General features: G+C 57.3%; 11 protein-coding genes. 5 read left to right on the top strand and 6 right to left on the bottom strand.

Features of this window, described 5'->3' with window-relative positions; genetic code table 11:
* Positions 1-266: 266 nt before the first annotated feature.
* Positions 267-887: a response regulator transcription factor gene (locus ACXKZD_RS22365; RefSeq protein WP_033760375.1), complete on the top strand. Its 621-nt coding sequence runs from the start codon at positions 267-269 to the stop codon at positions 885-887.
* A 29-nt stretch (positions 888-916) separates the two neighbouring features.
* On the opposite strand, the gene ACXKZD_RS22370 is transcribed toward ACXKZD_RS22365, so the two are convergent.
* The 5 genes from ACXKZD_RS22370 to ACXKZD_RS22390 are packed head-to-tail and all read right to left on the bottom strand — an operon-like array spanning position 917 to position 8,114.
* Entirely contained in the window at positions 917-6,457 is a 5,541-nt protein-coding gene (locus ACXKZD_RS22370; RefSeq protein ID WP_488982346.1) for an AAA family ATPase, read from the bottom strand.
* On the bottom strand, positions 6,457-6,840 hold the full coding sequence (locus tag ACXKZD_RS22375; RefSeq protein WP_010670332.1) for a response regulator transcription factor: 384 nt from the start codon (positions 6,838-6,840) through the stop codon (positions 6,457-6,459). The genes ACXKZD_RS22370 and ACXKZD_RS22375 overlap by 1 nt, the downstream gene beginning before the upstream one ends.
* Before the next feature lie 43 nt (positions 6,841-6,883).
* Positions 6,884-7,138, bottom strand: a complete 255-nt coding sequence (locus ACXKZD_RS22380) for a XapX domain-containing protein (protein WP_010247172.1) — start codon at positions 7,136-7,138, stop codon at positions 6,884-6,886.
* Between the two features lie 2 nt (positions 7,139-7,140).
* Positions 7,141-7,362 carry a XapX domain-containing protein gene (locus ACXKZD_RS22385; protein WP_033773924.1) on the bottom strand — a complete coding sequence of 74 codons (222 nt, stop codon included), beginning with the start codon at positions 7,360-7,362 and terminating at the stop codon, positions 7,141-7,143.
* 59 nt (positions 7,363-7,421) lie between these two features.
* A complete protein-coding gene (locus tag ACXKZD_RS22390) occupies positions 7,422-8,114 on the bottom strand; it encodes a hydrolase (RefSeq protein ID WP_010247179.1) in 693 nt (230 codons plus the stop codon).
* A gap of 287 nt (positions 8,115-8,401) precedes the next feature.
* Between ACXKZD_RS22390 and ACXKZD_RS22395 the strand changes: the two genes are divergently transcribed.
* Genes ACXKZD_RS22395 through ACXKZD_RS22410 form a run of 4 tightly spaced genes read left to right on the top strand, consistent with a single transcriptional unit; the run spans position 8,402 to position 13,188 of the window.
* Positions 8,402-10,279: an amidohydrolase gene (locus tag ACXKZD_RS22395; protein WP_163638737.1), complete on the top strand. Its 1,878-nt coding sequence runs from the start codon at positions 8,402-8,404 to the stop codon at positions 10,277-10,279.
* Positions 10,280-10,281: 2 nt separating this feature from the next.
* Positions 10,282-10,704, top strand: a complete 423-nt coding sequence (locus ACXKZD_RS22400) for a DoxX family protein (protein WP_010670329.1) — start codon at positions 10,282-10,284, stop codon at positions 10,702-10,704.
* Complete coding sequence (locus tag ACXKZD_RS22405; RefSeq protein ID WP_488982347.1) at positions 10,691-12,319, top strand: MFS transporter; 1,629 nt, start codon at positions 10,691-10,693, stop codon at positions 12,317-12,319. Before ACXKZD_RS22400 ends, ACXKZD_RS22405 begins: the two co-directional genes overlap by 14 nt.
* Before the next feature lie 47 nt (positions 12,320-12,366).
* The gene (locus ACXKZD_RS22410; RefSeq protein WP_010247190.1) at positions 12,367-13,188 is read left to right on the top strand and encodes an alpha/beta fold hydrolase; all 822 of its coding nucleotides are present in this window, start codon (positions 12,367-12,369) and stop codon (positions 13,186-13,188) included.
* 40 nt (positions 13,189-13,228) lie between these two features.
* Here the strand turns inward: ACXKZD_RS22410 and ACXKZD_RS22415 are convergent, their stop codons facing one another.
* Positions 13,229-13,954, bottom strand: a complete 726-nt coding sequence (locus ACXKZD_RS22415; RefSeq protein ID WP_050679368.1) for a pirin family protein — start codon at positions 13,952-13,954, stop codon at positions 13,229-13,231.
* Positions 13,955-14,015 lie beyond the last annotated feature (61 nt).

A 14,015-nucleotide genomic window follows, 5' to 3' on the forward strand; every position in this document is an offset into this window, starting at 1 on the left:
TTTATGGCATAGCTATGTCGATCAAATGACAGTTATCAGCATTGACGCCCAGAACAGTTGCGCTCCACCCCAGAGTTGACGCTCACATTTTAGTCATACCTATCAGCCATTTATCTTAATTTTAACAAGCTGATAATTATAAGATGATAATGATAACTGTTATGGTAATATCCTGTTAACCCTGCCCGACACTTTCTCATCAGGGCCTCTTTACGCGTCATGCTTAATTAAATTATCAGTAAATACCTGGCTGAAATGAGGTCCCTATGAATCCCATCGTTTATATCGTTGACGACGACGCTGCTGTGACTGCTGCACTGCGTAATCTGCTCACTGCCGACGATTACACGGTTATCTCTTTTTCTTCGGCTGATGATTTCCTGGCTCACGCTTTTACTCCCCTTCCCTGTTGCCTGATTCTGGATATTAATCTGCCTGGTGCAGATGGATTTGATGTCGCACAGGCATTGATCGATCGTGGCTACGCCATCCCCACTATCTTCTTAACCGGCTTCGGGACTATTCCGGTCACAGTGCGGGCGATGAAAACCGGTGCTTATGAGTTTCTGACTAAACCTGTCGATCCCGATCGTATTTTGCAGGCGGTTGCAGAAGCCTTACAGATCGCCGGGCAGAATATGGCCTCTTCCGAGGAGCGAAGGGAGATACTGGAGCGACATCAGACCCTGACACCGCGTGAAAGCGAGGTCATGCTGCTGGCGATTAGCGGCCTGCTGAATAAGCAGATTGCCGCCGAAATGGGCGTCAGTGAGATCACGGCAAAAGTCCACAAGCGGCGGGTGATGGAGAAGATGAAGGCACGGTCGCTCACCGATCTGGTGCGGGCGGCAGAGCGGCTCAATATTGATCATACCCGACGCCGCTAAGGCCAGGCAGACACCTGTCCTCAATACGATTATCCCAGTGGCAGAGTGAACCAGAAACGGCTGCCGCCTTCCGCCCTGTTCTCTGCGCCTAACTCACCACAATGCTTTTTGATAATCCCTTTGCTGATGGTTAATCCCATGCCCATGCCACTTTTCTTCGTGGTGTAGAACGACTCAAAAATCCGTTCACGCACGCCATCAGGTAAGCCGCAACCGCTGTCCAGCACCTCAAAACGCAGCGTGTCCGGCGTCGGGTTCTCTGACGTCAGCCGCAAAAGCGCCGCGCGTGGTAAATCGTCGGACATGGCATCGATGGCATTGATCACCAGATTCAGGAGCACCTGCTGAATCTGAACGCGGTCGCAATAAATATCCGCCTTTCCGGCCCTTAGTTTCAGCTCCAGCGAAATTCCGCGTCGCTCCAGCTCCACCCGGGAGAGTGCCAGAATATCGCGGGCGATCAGATGGAGGTTTTCCGAGGCAAAGCTTGATTCATGATTGCGGGTGAGCGCCTGCAGGCCACGAATTATCTCTCCGGCACGTTTTCCCTCTTTGATAATTTCATCCAGACTGCTGCTGGCATTCTCCAGCATCACTGGTTCACGCTTTAACCAGCGCAGACTGGCACCAGCATTGGCCACGATCGACATCAGTGGCTGGTTAATTTCGTGCGCGATTGAGGCAGTCAGTTGCCCGACTGTGGTGGCGCGGGTTACACGGGCCAGATCCGCCTGGGCCATGCGCGCGGCATCTTCTGCCTGGCGCTGCGATGTGATATCGGAAATGGTGCCGAAATACTCTTTCACCTCGGGGAAGTTTTCTACCGGCTCTCCGATGCCTTTGATATAACGGCATTCACCATCCGGCCTGAGCACACGGAACTCAGCCTGCATACTGCGCCCCTGACTGACGCTGTGGGTCACCAGTTCGCTGATGCACTCATAGTCATCGGGATGAACGCGGGTCAGAAAATCTGCCATCGACAACCCTTTTTGATGGGCTGGCAGGCCCAGAATACGGCCATACTCTTCAGACACCATCATCATGTCCTCTGCCACTTCCCAGCGCCAGGTGCCGGTATGGCTGATCTTTTCGCCGAGCATCAGCGAGGTTTTGCTGGCGCGTAGCTGCTTCTCAACCCGTCGCCGATGGTTGTTCTCCTCCAGCAGTTCAGCGTAGAGGCGCGCCGTCTCCAGCGAAACTGCCGCCTGAGCACTCAACGTTTTAACAATGTGGGAGTGCTCAGCCGTGAACGCATCGGGCATCAGGCGATTCTCCAGATAGAGCACCCCAACCATATTGGCCTGCCTGAACATAGGAACACATAACACCGCAGCGCCCGAGGCCACCAGGTAAGGATCCTGACTGAACGGACTGAACTCTTCCGGCTTGCCAGTACGTATCTCCTGACCGGTACGGATCACCGCGGCCAGTACCGATAGCGGCAGGTCAGTTGCGACGGGGCGCTCTTTGACAATCTGCACCCGCACGCCATCAGCCGTGCTTTCTGCCCAGGCCTGCGTTTCCGGAAGCGTACCATCCAGAATCCGGATAAGCCGACAGCGCTGGGCACCGGCCCGCTCCAGCAGGATGCGCATCAGGGTATGAATCAACCGATCAAGGTTGATCTCCTCCGTCAGGGCGCGCACGGCGGTCAGCACACTCTCCAGGTCGTAGAACGAGGCATCCTGCGTAAAGGGAATGGTCGCCACTGCACTGTTTTGCATCGGCGTGGTCAGATGCGGATAGTGCTGCTCAAGCTGGCGCACCATCGCCAGCGCGCCCCAGCTCTCCCAGCTTCTCATCGACGCTTTAACGTAGGCATCGGCGGCGGTATCTAGCTGTAATGCTTTGCAGTAGCGGCCAGCCAGCTGATTCGCCAGCGCATGAATGTGCAGATATCCCCCCTGGCGGGAGAGACAGATCGCATTTTCATACTGTTTCAGCGCCTCGCCCGTGTTGCCCGCAAGACGGGCACACTCTGCCCTGAGCAGGGCATATTTATCAGCAAAGAGTCCGGGATTGAGGTCGGCCCAGCCCGCAAATTTGTCCAGATCGCAGCGCAGCGTGTTGCTGTCAGCCGCACCGGGCTGCAGACTCAGCGATAGTGCGCTGTAAAAATGCATATCCATCAGGTAGATGTAAGCGGGCACTGCGCTGGTCAGCGGACGAATTTCTGCAAAACAGCGCAGCGCCTCCCGGTATTCTGCCGCAAAGAAATGCGCCATTCCCCGATACAACCCCGCCCAGAACAGCACCATCGCTTTTGGGCCAGAGATCACGCCCGGCTCGCTGCCCGCCACCATCGGCAAAGCGCCATCGCGATCGCCTGCCCTGAACCCGTTGCTGTTCCGCAGTTGCATCACCAGCTGCTTCTGCATGACCAGCACGTTCTCAACATCGGGATAAAAGGTTTTGCGGGTAAAAGCGAGTCCGCGCTCAATGGAGGTCATGACCGACTCCAGATGATCGCCGCGTGTCAGCGTGTTCATGATCTGATGACGCAACGAGAGGCAGGCAAAGGAACGGTCTCCGTGCATCACCGCGACGCGAAAACTTTCACGGGCACTTTCTACGGCGACATCCAGCGGCTGCGTCCAGATCCCCAGCTGATCCAGAGGCAGCAGCGTGCGGGCTTTATAGCGGGTAAAGTCATGCCGCTCCACCAGCTCACGGGCCACCCGACCACAGGCATAGCCAAAATGCCAGGCCTGATAGCGTTCGCTGATCAGCACGCTGAACCAGGCGAGACCAAACGCAGAGGCACCGGTCACGCCGTGATCCAGCGTCATCTCCAGCATCCGGCAGACCAGTAACAGATGCAGCTGCGGGCAGTCGTAGGCGGAGACAAAGATGGTGCTGGCCATCAGGTTCAGCACCGACTCAGTTTCCTGATCGGTGTTGCGTGGCAGTCGGGAAAAAGCCGCTTGCGGGGAATCACCAATCCGCGCCCTGATCGCCTGCCAGGCGGCGTCAATCTCCGCGTCGTCCGGATCACGCCTGAGATGCACACCAAATACTGCCAGCCAGGCGAGCGCAGTTTCCAGCGCCAGATGGTTGTCGGACTGACGCATATGAATTTCAGCAGAGAGACAGGCTGCCATCGATTTTTCACTGAGCGTGCCTGGCTCACTCAGCAGTCGGGTACAGAGCTTTTGCGCGGTCGTGAGATTACCGTGCAGAAATTCGCACTCCGCCTCATCGATGCCCAGCATAAAGTCATTGCCGGTCACCATCCGCTGGCTGAGTTGCTGGGCGCTGCGCAGATAGCGCAGCGCCGAGAGATAATCTCCGGCACGTTTCGCTCCCTGCGCAGCACGTAAACAGAGGGGATAATAGCGTTCACGATCTGCGACACTAAGCGGCAGTTCAGCAATCATGCCGATGTGATAAGCCGCGCGGAATAGAGTCTCACTGTGATCGGCATTTACCACTGCGGCCGACAGCCATGCCGCCGCCTGTTGATGAAGAGAGTGTTGCTGCCGGAGGTCGAGCAGTAAAAACGCCGCGTTATGCACCCGGTCATGGGTAAAGGCGTAGTTCCCGCCAGTCAGGGTTATAAAACGGCCGCTGACGGCAGGCTCAAGCTGCTGCTGAATCCGCGATACGGACGTCGCGTTGATATGACTTAATAAAGACAGCTCGCCGCTGGCCCCCAGGCAGGCCAGCGAACCCAGCAGCTGACGTGTTGCCTCCGGCATCCGCGCCAGCTGATTTAATACCAGCGTCGCCACATTGTCGGTGTACTGACGCGCAATCAGCGCCTGGCTGTCGTAATGCCACTTCAGCGGGTTCTGACGATAGACAATCACCCCATCATCCACCGCCTGACGGAAGAACTCCTGCATCGAGAGCGGATTACCACCGGTTTTCTCAAAGATAATCTGTGCCAGCTCACGATTGCCGCCGGGACGGGTATGCAGCATTCCCGCCAGCCAGCGGGTGATGCTTTTAACACTGAGCGGCTGCGGCGTCAGCGCCACGACACGTGCCGCTGATGCTCTGAGGCGCAGCAGAAACCCGGCAATCATCGGACAGGGCATCGACTCACCCTCCCGGAAGGCGAGCACCAGCATAAAAGGCAGATGCTCATTACGGGTAATCAGATTTTCCAGCAGTTGCAGCGTGGCATTGTCTGCCCAGTGAACATCATCAATCAGCATCACCAGCGGACGGCCCGGCGTGGCAAAGGCCTGGATAAGCGCAGACGCCATCTGATTAAACTGCTCGCGGGCGTCCGGAGCATGGCGCACCACCGGCTGCACTGTCCGGATATTCAGCAGCTGTTTTAGTTCAGGCACCAGTTCAATGGCTAAATCGGTATAGCCACCCAGCAAGCGCAACAGGCGAACCCGCCATTTGCTTAGCTCCAGGGCTGACAATCCCAGCAGATAAAGCGTGACTGTGCGAAACGCTGAGGCGACGGCGGAATAAGGTGCGGCAGGCGAATGTTGATCGGCCTTGCTGGCGGCCAGCAGAATCTGTCGGTGCTGCAGGGTTTTCAGGGCGGAAGCGATAATGGCGGACTTACCCGAGCCGGGCACACCGCTCAGCATCACCAGGCTCTGCGTGCCGGTACGGTTGACCGCATCCAGCGTCGTCAGCAGCACGCGAGCCTGCGGATGTTGCGTGAACAGTGTCTCGGGCCGGAAACTGGTGCTGAACCGCTCCTGCAGACCGGGCGTGAACGGCGCAATGGTGTTTTCTGCGGTCAGCGTCGCCTGACAGCGGCGTAAATCAGCCATCAGCCCCTGCACGGTCTGATACCCGTCAGCAGGTGACTTTGCCAGCAGACGCAGCAGAATCACAGAGAGCATCGGCGGCACATCCTCTCTGACCTGTCCGGCTGGCCGGGGTGCACTGGCGATGTGATGATGAATCCACTCCGCCTCCCCCGCATCCGGTGAGCCAAACGGCAACTTACCGGTGAGATATTCATACAGCACGACACCCAGACTGTAGAGATCGCTGAGGCTACTGACCGGATGCGGCGTGCGGCCGGTATGTTCAGGTGACATATAGGCCAGCGTACCGCCTGAGACGCGCAGGCTGTTTTTTTCCGCCGACTGCGCCGCCAGCGAGGCGAGACCAAACCCGCCCAGCCGGAACCGGCCCTCGTCGCTGATAAAAAAATGGCCCGGCTTGATATCCCCATGCACGATGCCCTGATGATGCGCCTGGCCGAGCGTGTAGCAAAGCTGCAATGCAACCTGCAGGAAGTCAGCGATTTTATCGGGAGGGGTCGCGAGGTTATTCGCCAGGCTGCGAAACGGAAACGTGGGGTAGATCAGCGCATAGCGGTTGAGGTAACGGGTGGTGCCCGTCGCGGTGATGGCCCAGCGGGGCGAAAGATAAGCGGCCAGCGCGCGCTCATTTTTCAACCGCTGCGTCGCCTGAAACGTGACGTCGTCACTCTGTCCGGTGGCGATTATCAGCGACTCACCTGAGTGACGGCGCGCCAGCATCCAGAGCAGGCAGCCATCCTGCGCCAGCGGCGTCAGCGTGTCGAAATCTTCAATCGCGATCCCTGCGTCGTCACTCTCCTGAAAATTAACCGAAAGCATGCTCATCAGCGCACCTTTCCCTGAGATAACTCGCAACGGATCAGTGTCAGCAGCGTATCAACATCAATCGGCTTACGCAAAAAAGTCACGGCACCCAAGGCAATGGCATACCACAGGGTGGTCTCTTCCAGATCTGCTGAGATAAAAATCACCGGTGGCAGACCTGCCCGCTGTTTCAAAATAGTGAACAGCTCAAAGCCGGACATGCCCTTGAGTCCGACATCAATGATCAGCATGCCCACCTCTGAAAGCGCATCGTCATCGCTCAGCAGCGCCTCACCTGACTCAAATAATCGGGTCGAATAGCCGTCTGAATGCAACAGATTGCTGAGTCCACTGCGGACCGCGCGTTCATCATCCACAATGACAATACGCTGTGACAGCGCCATGCAGTTATCCTCTGAAACGCCTCATCGTACGGCACGCGAGGACTTAAGGGTGGTCATCGCCATCGGGTGGCGGTGTCCCACTGATTTTTGGCACACACTCATGGCGAAACCACTTCAGCGTCACCGGCTGCCGGCGGAACAGACGCGTACCCAGCGGGATCAACTGCTCGCCCACCAGCATGCCAAACAGTCCCACTAAAGCAATAACCGGCGGTGCCGGAGAGTTCACGTTGATCAGGGCATAGATTACCCCGGCAAGCAGCCCCACCGTGAGAGAAATAATGTAGGATTTCAACATGTTCAGCTTACCCGCGAAACAGGTGTAACAAACGGCGCATCCGATCGCTGCAGGGTGGTCGTATGCTCTGCGGGCAAGACTGCGTGCACCAGCGCCCCACCCAGCAACATCCCCAGCAGCCCCACCAGCGCAATCGCGGGCGGAGCCGGTGAACGCACCTTTAGCAGGCCGTAAAGCAGGCCAATCAATACCCCTGCAGCCAGAGAAAGTAGTAAAGGATTCATAACCGGACTCCTGTTATGCCTGCTGACCGGCAGACGTAAGCCGATCAGCAGGACGCCCCTTAGCGGACCGGTGCGTGAACCGGTGCCAGGGTACGGTGTTCACTTTTCTGACGTGACGGCGCTTTGTGTACCATGGTGTAGGCATAATCCACACCAATGCCATAGGCACCTGAATGCTCTTTGGCGATGTTCATCACCGCATCGTAAGTGTCACGGTTGGCCCAGTCACGCTGCCACTCCAGCATGACCTGCTGCCAGGTGACCGGCACCACACCCGCCTGAATCATGCGCTGCATCGCGTAGTCGTGCGCTTCTTTGGTGGTGCCGCCTGACGCATCCGCCACCATATAGATCTCGTAATCCCCTTCCAGCATTGCGCACAGCGCAAAGCTGTTGTTACACACTTCCGTCCAGAGACCGGACACCACCACTTTTTTCTTGCCGTTCGCGGCCAGCGCATCACGCACTTTCTGGTCATCCCAGGAGTTCATTGAGCTGCGCTCCAGAATGTCCTGACCCGGAAACACATCCAGCAGTTCAGGATAGGTGTGGCCCGAGAAGCTTTCGGTTTCGACGGTGGTAATGATGGCAGGGATATTGAAGACTTTCGCCGCCTTCGCCAGCGCAACGGTGTTGTTTTTCAGCACCTGGCGGTCAATCGACTGCACGCCAAAGGCCATCTGCGGCTGCTGGTCGATGAAAATAATCTGGCTGTTATGTGGTGTGAGGACTTCAAGCTTAGCGTTGGACATGCGTTCACCCATAGAGGTTATGTAACGGAATTTTCGCCAATTGGCGCGGAGCAAAAGGACGGTCAGTGCAGGTTTAACGTCCTGCTGCTGGCTGTCTGGTCGCAGTGTAGGGCGACGGGCGAAGGCAAACTATTATCTCTGCGTATAACTATACGAAGGTATAGGTATCCCTCTGTATAACTAGACGACGCATTAACCCGCTCACCATAATCCGGCTTATTCGTGCCCTGTTATCTGCGGCACTTCCTGTCCCGCACTACGTCGGACAACCCCGTTGAGGAGGATCTATGGTTACGCTGGGTAAAGCAGAACTGATACTGACCCATGGCAAATTTCATACTGTTGACCGCAGCAATCCGGTGGCAGAAGCGGTTGCGATTCGTGATGGCAAATTCGTTGCGGTAGGCACACTGGCAGAGGCGATGGAGTATCACTGCGACGGCACCAAAGTGATCGATCTTAAAGGTCACACCGCCGTACCGGGCCTGAACGATTCCCACCTGCACCTGATACGTGGTGGTCTGAACTACAACCTTGAGCTGCGCTGGGAAGGGGTTCCGTCGGTTGCCGATGCGCTGCGAATGCTGAAAGAGCAGGCGCTGCGCACGCCGTCACCGCAGTGGGTGCGTGTGGTAGGCGGCTGGACCGAGTTCCAGTTTGCCGAGCGACGGATGCCCACGCTGGATGAGATCAACGAAGCTGCCCCCGACACGCCGGTCTTCGTGCTGCATCTTTATGACCGCGCCCTGCTCAACCGCGCAGCGCTGAAAGTCGTCGGCTACACCAAAGAGACACCGAACCCGCCGGGTGGCGAAATCCAGCGCGACAGCAACGGCAATCCCACCGGCCTGCTGATCGCCCGTCCCAATGCGATGATCCTCTACGCCACCCTGGCCAAAGGACCGAAACTGCCGCTGGAACAGCAGATCAACTCGACCCGTCAGTTTATGCGCGAGCTGAATCGACTGGGTCTGACCAGCGCCATTGATGCGGGCGGCGGCTTCCAGAACTATCCCGAAGATTACGAAGTGATCGCTGAACTGCATCAGAAAAAGCAGATGACGCTGCGTATCGCCTACAACCTCTTCACTCAGCGTCCGGGGCATGAACTGGAAGATTTTGAGAAGTGGACGGATATGCTGACGCCAGGCCAGGGCAGCGACTATTTCCGTCACAACGGCGCAGGCGAAATGCTGGTGTTCTCGGCCGCCGATTTCGAAGATTTTCTGGAGCCACGTCCGGACTTAGCGCCTGGCATGGAGGATGAACTGGAGCGCGTGGTGCGTCATCTGGTGGAACATCGCTGGCCTTTCCGTCTGCATGCAACCTATGACGAGTCGATCAGCCGGATGCTGGATGTCTTTGAGAAGGTCAACCGCGATATCCCGTTTAATGGTCTGCACTGGTTCTTTGACCACGCGGAAACCATCACTCAGCGCAATATCGATCGTATCAAAGAGCTGGGCGGTGGTATTGCGGTGCAGCATCGCATGGCATTCCAGGGCGAATACTTTGCCGAACGCTACGGCATTGAAGCCACCCGCCATACCCCACCGGTTCAGAAAATGCTGGAAACCGGCGTCCCGGTCGGACTCGGCACCGATGCAACCCGCGTCGCCAGTTATAACCCCTGGACCGCACTCTACTGGCTGGTTTCCGGTCGCACCGTGGGTGGCATGCAGATGTATGACGTCAATGCCCGCCTTGACCGTGAAACGGCGCTGATGCTCTGGACGCAGGGCAGCGCCTGGTTCTCCAGCGAACAAAATAAAAAAGGTCGGATTCAGGTAGGTCTTCTGGCAGATCTGGCCGTGCTGAGCAAAGATTTCTTCAGCGTGCCGGAAGAGGAAATTAAAGGCATTGAGTCAGTGCTGACGGTGGTGGATGGCAATATTGTCTATGCCGCCGGATCGTTCAGCGCGGATGCGCCGCCCGCTATTCCGGTTCTGCCAGAGTGGTCACCGGTGGTGAATGTGCCAGGTCACTATCGCAGCGCCCCGCCGGTTGCGCAGAGCCGTGCGGGTATGATGCCCGCCGTGCACCACTGCAGCGGCCCCTGCGGTGTTCATCGCCACTCGCATGAGATCGCCCGTGGTTCCAGCGTTCCGGTCGCCGAAGATAACGCCTTCTGGGGCGCGCTCGGCTGCAGCTGCTTCGCGTTTTAATCATGAATAACGCTATCACTCAATCGCCCCGCATCAACGCGGGGCTGTTCTTCCTGCGCCTGACCGGCAGTCTGCTGCTGTTACAGGTGCATGGACTGCCGAAAATTCTGCATTTCAGCGAAGAACTGACGCGTATAGAAGACCCGTTTGGTCTGGGACCGATGATGAGCCTGCTGCCAGCGATAGTGGCAGAAGTCATCTGCCCGATCTTTATTATTCTCGGCTGGGGTAGCCGGATTGCCTGCCTGCCGATCATCGCGGTGCTGCTGGTCGCGATGCTGGTGGTACACCCTGGCTGGTCACTGGCGGAAGGCCAGTTTGGCTGGCTGCTGCTGATTATCTTTACCACGCTGGCGCTGACCGGGCCTGGCGGCTGGCGAATCGGCGCGGTGAAACATCAGGGGGTTCGTCATGGCGCAGGTTAATGATATCCACCAGCTGGAGCAGAAGCAGCCTGAGGTCCAGGCCGCTGGCGAGATTTCGCCGTTACAGCCGCTACGCAGGCCGGTGTTCCGCATGCTGTGGATCGCCACCGTCGTCTCCAATATCGGTTCATGGATGAACGATGTGGGTGTGAACTGGAGCATGCTGACGCTGAGTGCCGATCCGCTGGCCGTGGCGCTGGTGCAGGCGGCCAGCAGTTTGCCGATGTTCCTGTTCGCGCTGCCCTCAGGCGTGATGGCGGATATCGTTGACCGCCGCAAATATCTGCTGTTTTCCCAGCTATGGACCTTTATCGCCGCCTGTGGGCTGACGGTACTCGCCTGGACCGGCCATGTCACTCCCGAGGTGCTGCTGGTGGCAGCCTTCTTGCTGAGCGCCGGTGCCGCCATGAGTTCACCGCCATTTCAGGCGGTGGTGCCGGATCTGGTGTCGAAACCGGAGCTGGGCGCGGCCATTGCCCTTAACTCACTGGGCATTAATATCAGTCGTGCCATCGGCCCGGCGCTGGGTGGCCTGATCCTCTCTTTCACTGGTCCCTGGATGGTTTTCCTGCTCAATGCGCTCTCAGTGCTGGGCGTCACCTGGGTGCTCTGGCGCTGGAAGGCGGAGCCAAGCGTGCAGCGCCTCCCGCCCGAGCACTTCTTTCCGGCGGTGCGTGCCGGACTCCGCTACGTTCACGCGGCACCGGTGTTACGTAATGTGCTGGTGCGAACCTTTGCCTTCTTCCTGTTTGGCAGCGCGGGCTGGGCATTGCTGCCGCTGGTGGCGCGTCGTGAACTCGGCCTGGGCCCTGGCGGCTACGGCATCATGCTGGCCTGTATCGGTGTTGGCGCGATTACCGGCGCGGTGCTGCTGCCACGCCTGCGTCGTCGCCTGAGCTCCGATCGCCTGATGGTACTCGCCAGTCTTGTTTTCGCCCTGACCATGCTGGCTCTGGCTTTTGTACGCCACTTCTGGCTACTGAATGCGTTTGAATTTTTTACCGGATTTGCCTGGATTGCCGTGCTCTCGACGCTGAATCTCGGCGCACAGCGCAGCGCCGCGAAATGGGTAAAAGCTCGCGCGCTGGCGGTCTATCTGACGGTGTTCTTCGGCTCCATGACCGCTGGCAGCGCACTCTGGGGACAGCTCGCCTCGCACTTCAGCATTCCGCTGTCGCTCTGCATCGCCGCACTGGGCATGGTGCTGGCCAGCAGCACCGTCTGGCGCTGGCGGCTCGACCAGGATCCCGACCTCAATCTCGATATGATTGGTGATGGCGTCAACGCGCCCGCACTGGATATTCGTCACGAACGCGGCCCGGTGATGGTGAATTACGAATACCGGATTACTATTGATGATGCACATGCCTTTACCGTCTGCATGCAGGATATGCGGCGGGTCAGGCGTCGCGGTGGCGCCATCAACTGGTCACTGTATGAAGATATTCTGCAGCCCGGCATTTTCGTTGAGACCTTTGTCGTCGGCTCCTGGGTCGAGCATCTGCGTCAGAAAGAGCGCTACACCATCAACGACAAAAAGATAGAGCGACGGGTTTTCGCTTTTCATCAGGGTGAACATTCACCCGAGGTTCGCTATCTGGTGGCGCCAGCGTGACTGGCACACCATCTTTTCATCCATCACGTCATACAGAGGGCAATACCATGAGCACCTTTAAAACGACCGACGGCACACAGATCTACTTTAAAGACTGGGGCACCGGTAAGCCGGTTCTGTTCAGCCACGGCTGGCCGCTGGATGCCGATATGTGGGACAGCCAGATGAACTTCCTGGCGGAGCACGGTTATCGGGTTATCGCCTTTGACCGTCGTGGATTTGGTCGTTCTGATCAGCCCTGGACCGGTAATAACTACGATACCTTTGCTTCTGACATCAACGATTTGATCACCCATCTTGACCTGCAGAATGTGACGCTGGTGGGTTTCTCAATGGGTGGCGGCGACGTCACGCGCTATATCGGCAGCTATGGCAGCGATCGCGTCGCGGCACTGGTGCTGCTGGGTGCCGTCACGCCAATCTTTGGCAAAACGGCAGACTACCCGCAGGGTGTCGATATGTCGGTGTTTGAAGGGATTCGTGATGGCCTGCTTAAGGATCGCGCGCAGTTTATCAAAGAGTTCGCTACGCCGTTTTATGGTACCAATGCCGGACAGACCGTTTCTGATGGCGTCATGACGCAGACGCTGAACATCGCGCTGCTCGCTTCGCTGAAGAGCACCGTTGATTGCGTCACCGCTTTTGCTGAGACCGATTTCCGTGCTGACGTAGCGAAAGTGAATGTGCCGACGCTGGTGATTCATGGCAGCAACGACCAGATCGTTCCGTTTGAATCCACCGGCAAAGTGGCGGCGGAGATGATTGAGGGTGCTGAACTCAAGGTTTATGACAATGCGCCGCACGGTTTTGCGGTGACGCATCAGGATCAACTGAATCAGGATCTGCTGGCGTTTCTTAACGCGCAGTGATGCAAAAAAACTGCGCGGTGGAAGCCGCGCAGTTTTCATTTTAACGGGTTGGATGATTCACTTCGTTGGGACGCAGATCGAATAACAACACCTCCGCTCCTTCACCGTGACTGAACGACAGCGTTTTCTCATCGCGAACCCGCGCACCGTCTCCGGCATTAAATTGCAGGCCATTTACCCTGACACTGCCGCGCGCCACATGAATATACGCATAGCGGTCGTCCGGCAGAGTGATTGTCTGCTGCTCATCCCCCTGGAACAGTCCCGCATAGATGCGAATATCCTGGCGCACCCGCAATGCCCCGTTTTCACCTTCAGGCGAAATAATCAGTCGCAGATTACCGCGTTTATCCGCTTCGCTGACGGAGACCTGCTGGTAGCCTGGCGGACTATTTTTCTCTGCCGGCACCACCCAGATTTGCAGAAAGTGAACACCCTCGGTACCCGAGTGGTTGAACTCACTGTGAGTCACACCGCTACCGGCACTCATCAACTGCACATCCCCGGGAACAATCACAGAGCCGGTGCCCATAGAGTCTTTATGCTCCAGCGCGCCCTCCAGGACATAGGAGATAATCTCCATGTTGCTGTGAGGATGGGCGCCAAAACCGCGACCTTTAGCTACCCGGTCATCATTGATCACCAGCAGATCTGAAAAGCCCGCCTGCTTTGGATCCCAGTAATTTGCAAAAGAGAAGGTGTGACGTGAATTCAGCCAGCCGTGATCGCCCACGCCGCGTTGCTCTGACAATCTTTGCTCAATCATATTCTGCCCCTTCGTTGATTCGGGAAGTGCGAATGCCCTTCGATGGAAACAGCATATAAGT

This window comes from Pantoea sp. ABR1s (assembly GCF_057812235.1).

What these genes read in the sequence shown, in the direction of transcription:
- ACXKZD_RS22365 (WP_033760375.1), top strand. Translation starts at nt 267, where the DNA reads ATGAATCCCATCGTTTATATCGTTGACGACGACGCTGCTGTGACTGCT.
- ACXKZD_RS22370 (WP_488982346.1), bottom strand. Translation starts at nt 6,457, where the DNA reads ATGAGCATGCTTTCGGTTAATTTTCAGGAGAGTGACGACGCAGGGATC.
- ACXKZD_RS22375 (WP_010670332.1), bottom strand. Translation starts at nt 6,840, where the DNA reads ATGGCGCTGTCACAGCGTATTGTCATTGTGGATGATGAACGCGCGGTC.
- ACXKZD_RS22380 (WP_010247172.1), bottom strand. Translation starts at nt 7,138, where the DNA reads ATGTTGAAATCCTACATTATTTCTCTCACGGTGGGGCTGCTTGCCGGG.
- ACXKZD_RS22385 (WP_033773924.1), bottom strand. Translation starts at nt 7,362, where the DNA reads ATGAATCCTTTACTACTTTCTCTGGCTGCAGGGGTATTGATTGGCCTG.
- ACXKZD_RS22390 (WP_010247179.1), bottom strand. Translation starts at nt 8,114, where the DNA reads ATGTCCAACGCTAAGCTTGAAGTCCTCACACCACATAACAGCCAGATT.
- ACXKZD_RS22395 (WP_163638737.1), top strand. Translation starts at nt 8,402, where the DNA reads ATGGTTACGCTGGGTAAAGCAGAACTGATACTGACCCATGGCAAATTT.
- ACXKZD_RS22400 (WP_010670329.1), top strand. Translation starts at nt 10,282, where the DNA reads ATGAATAACGCTATCACTCAATCGCCCCGCATCAACGCGGGGCTGTTC.
- ACXKZD_RS22405 (WP_488982347.1), top strand. Translation starts at nt 10,691, where the DNA reads ATGGCGCAGGTTAATGATATCCACCAGCTGGAGCAGAAGCAGCCTGAG.
- ACXKZD_RS22410 (WP_010247190.1), top strand. Translation starts at nt 12,367, where the DNA reads ATGAGCACCTTTAAAACGACCGACGGCACACAGATCTACTTTAAAGAC.
- ACXKZD_RS22415 (WP_050679368.1), bottom strand. Translation starts at nt 13,954, where the DNA reads ATGATTGAGCAAAGATTGTCAGAGCAACGCGGCGTGGGCGATCACGGC.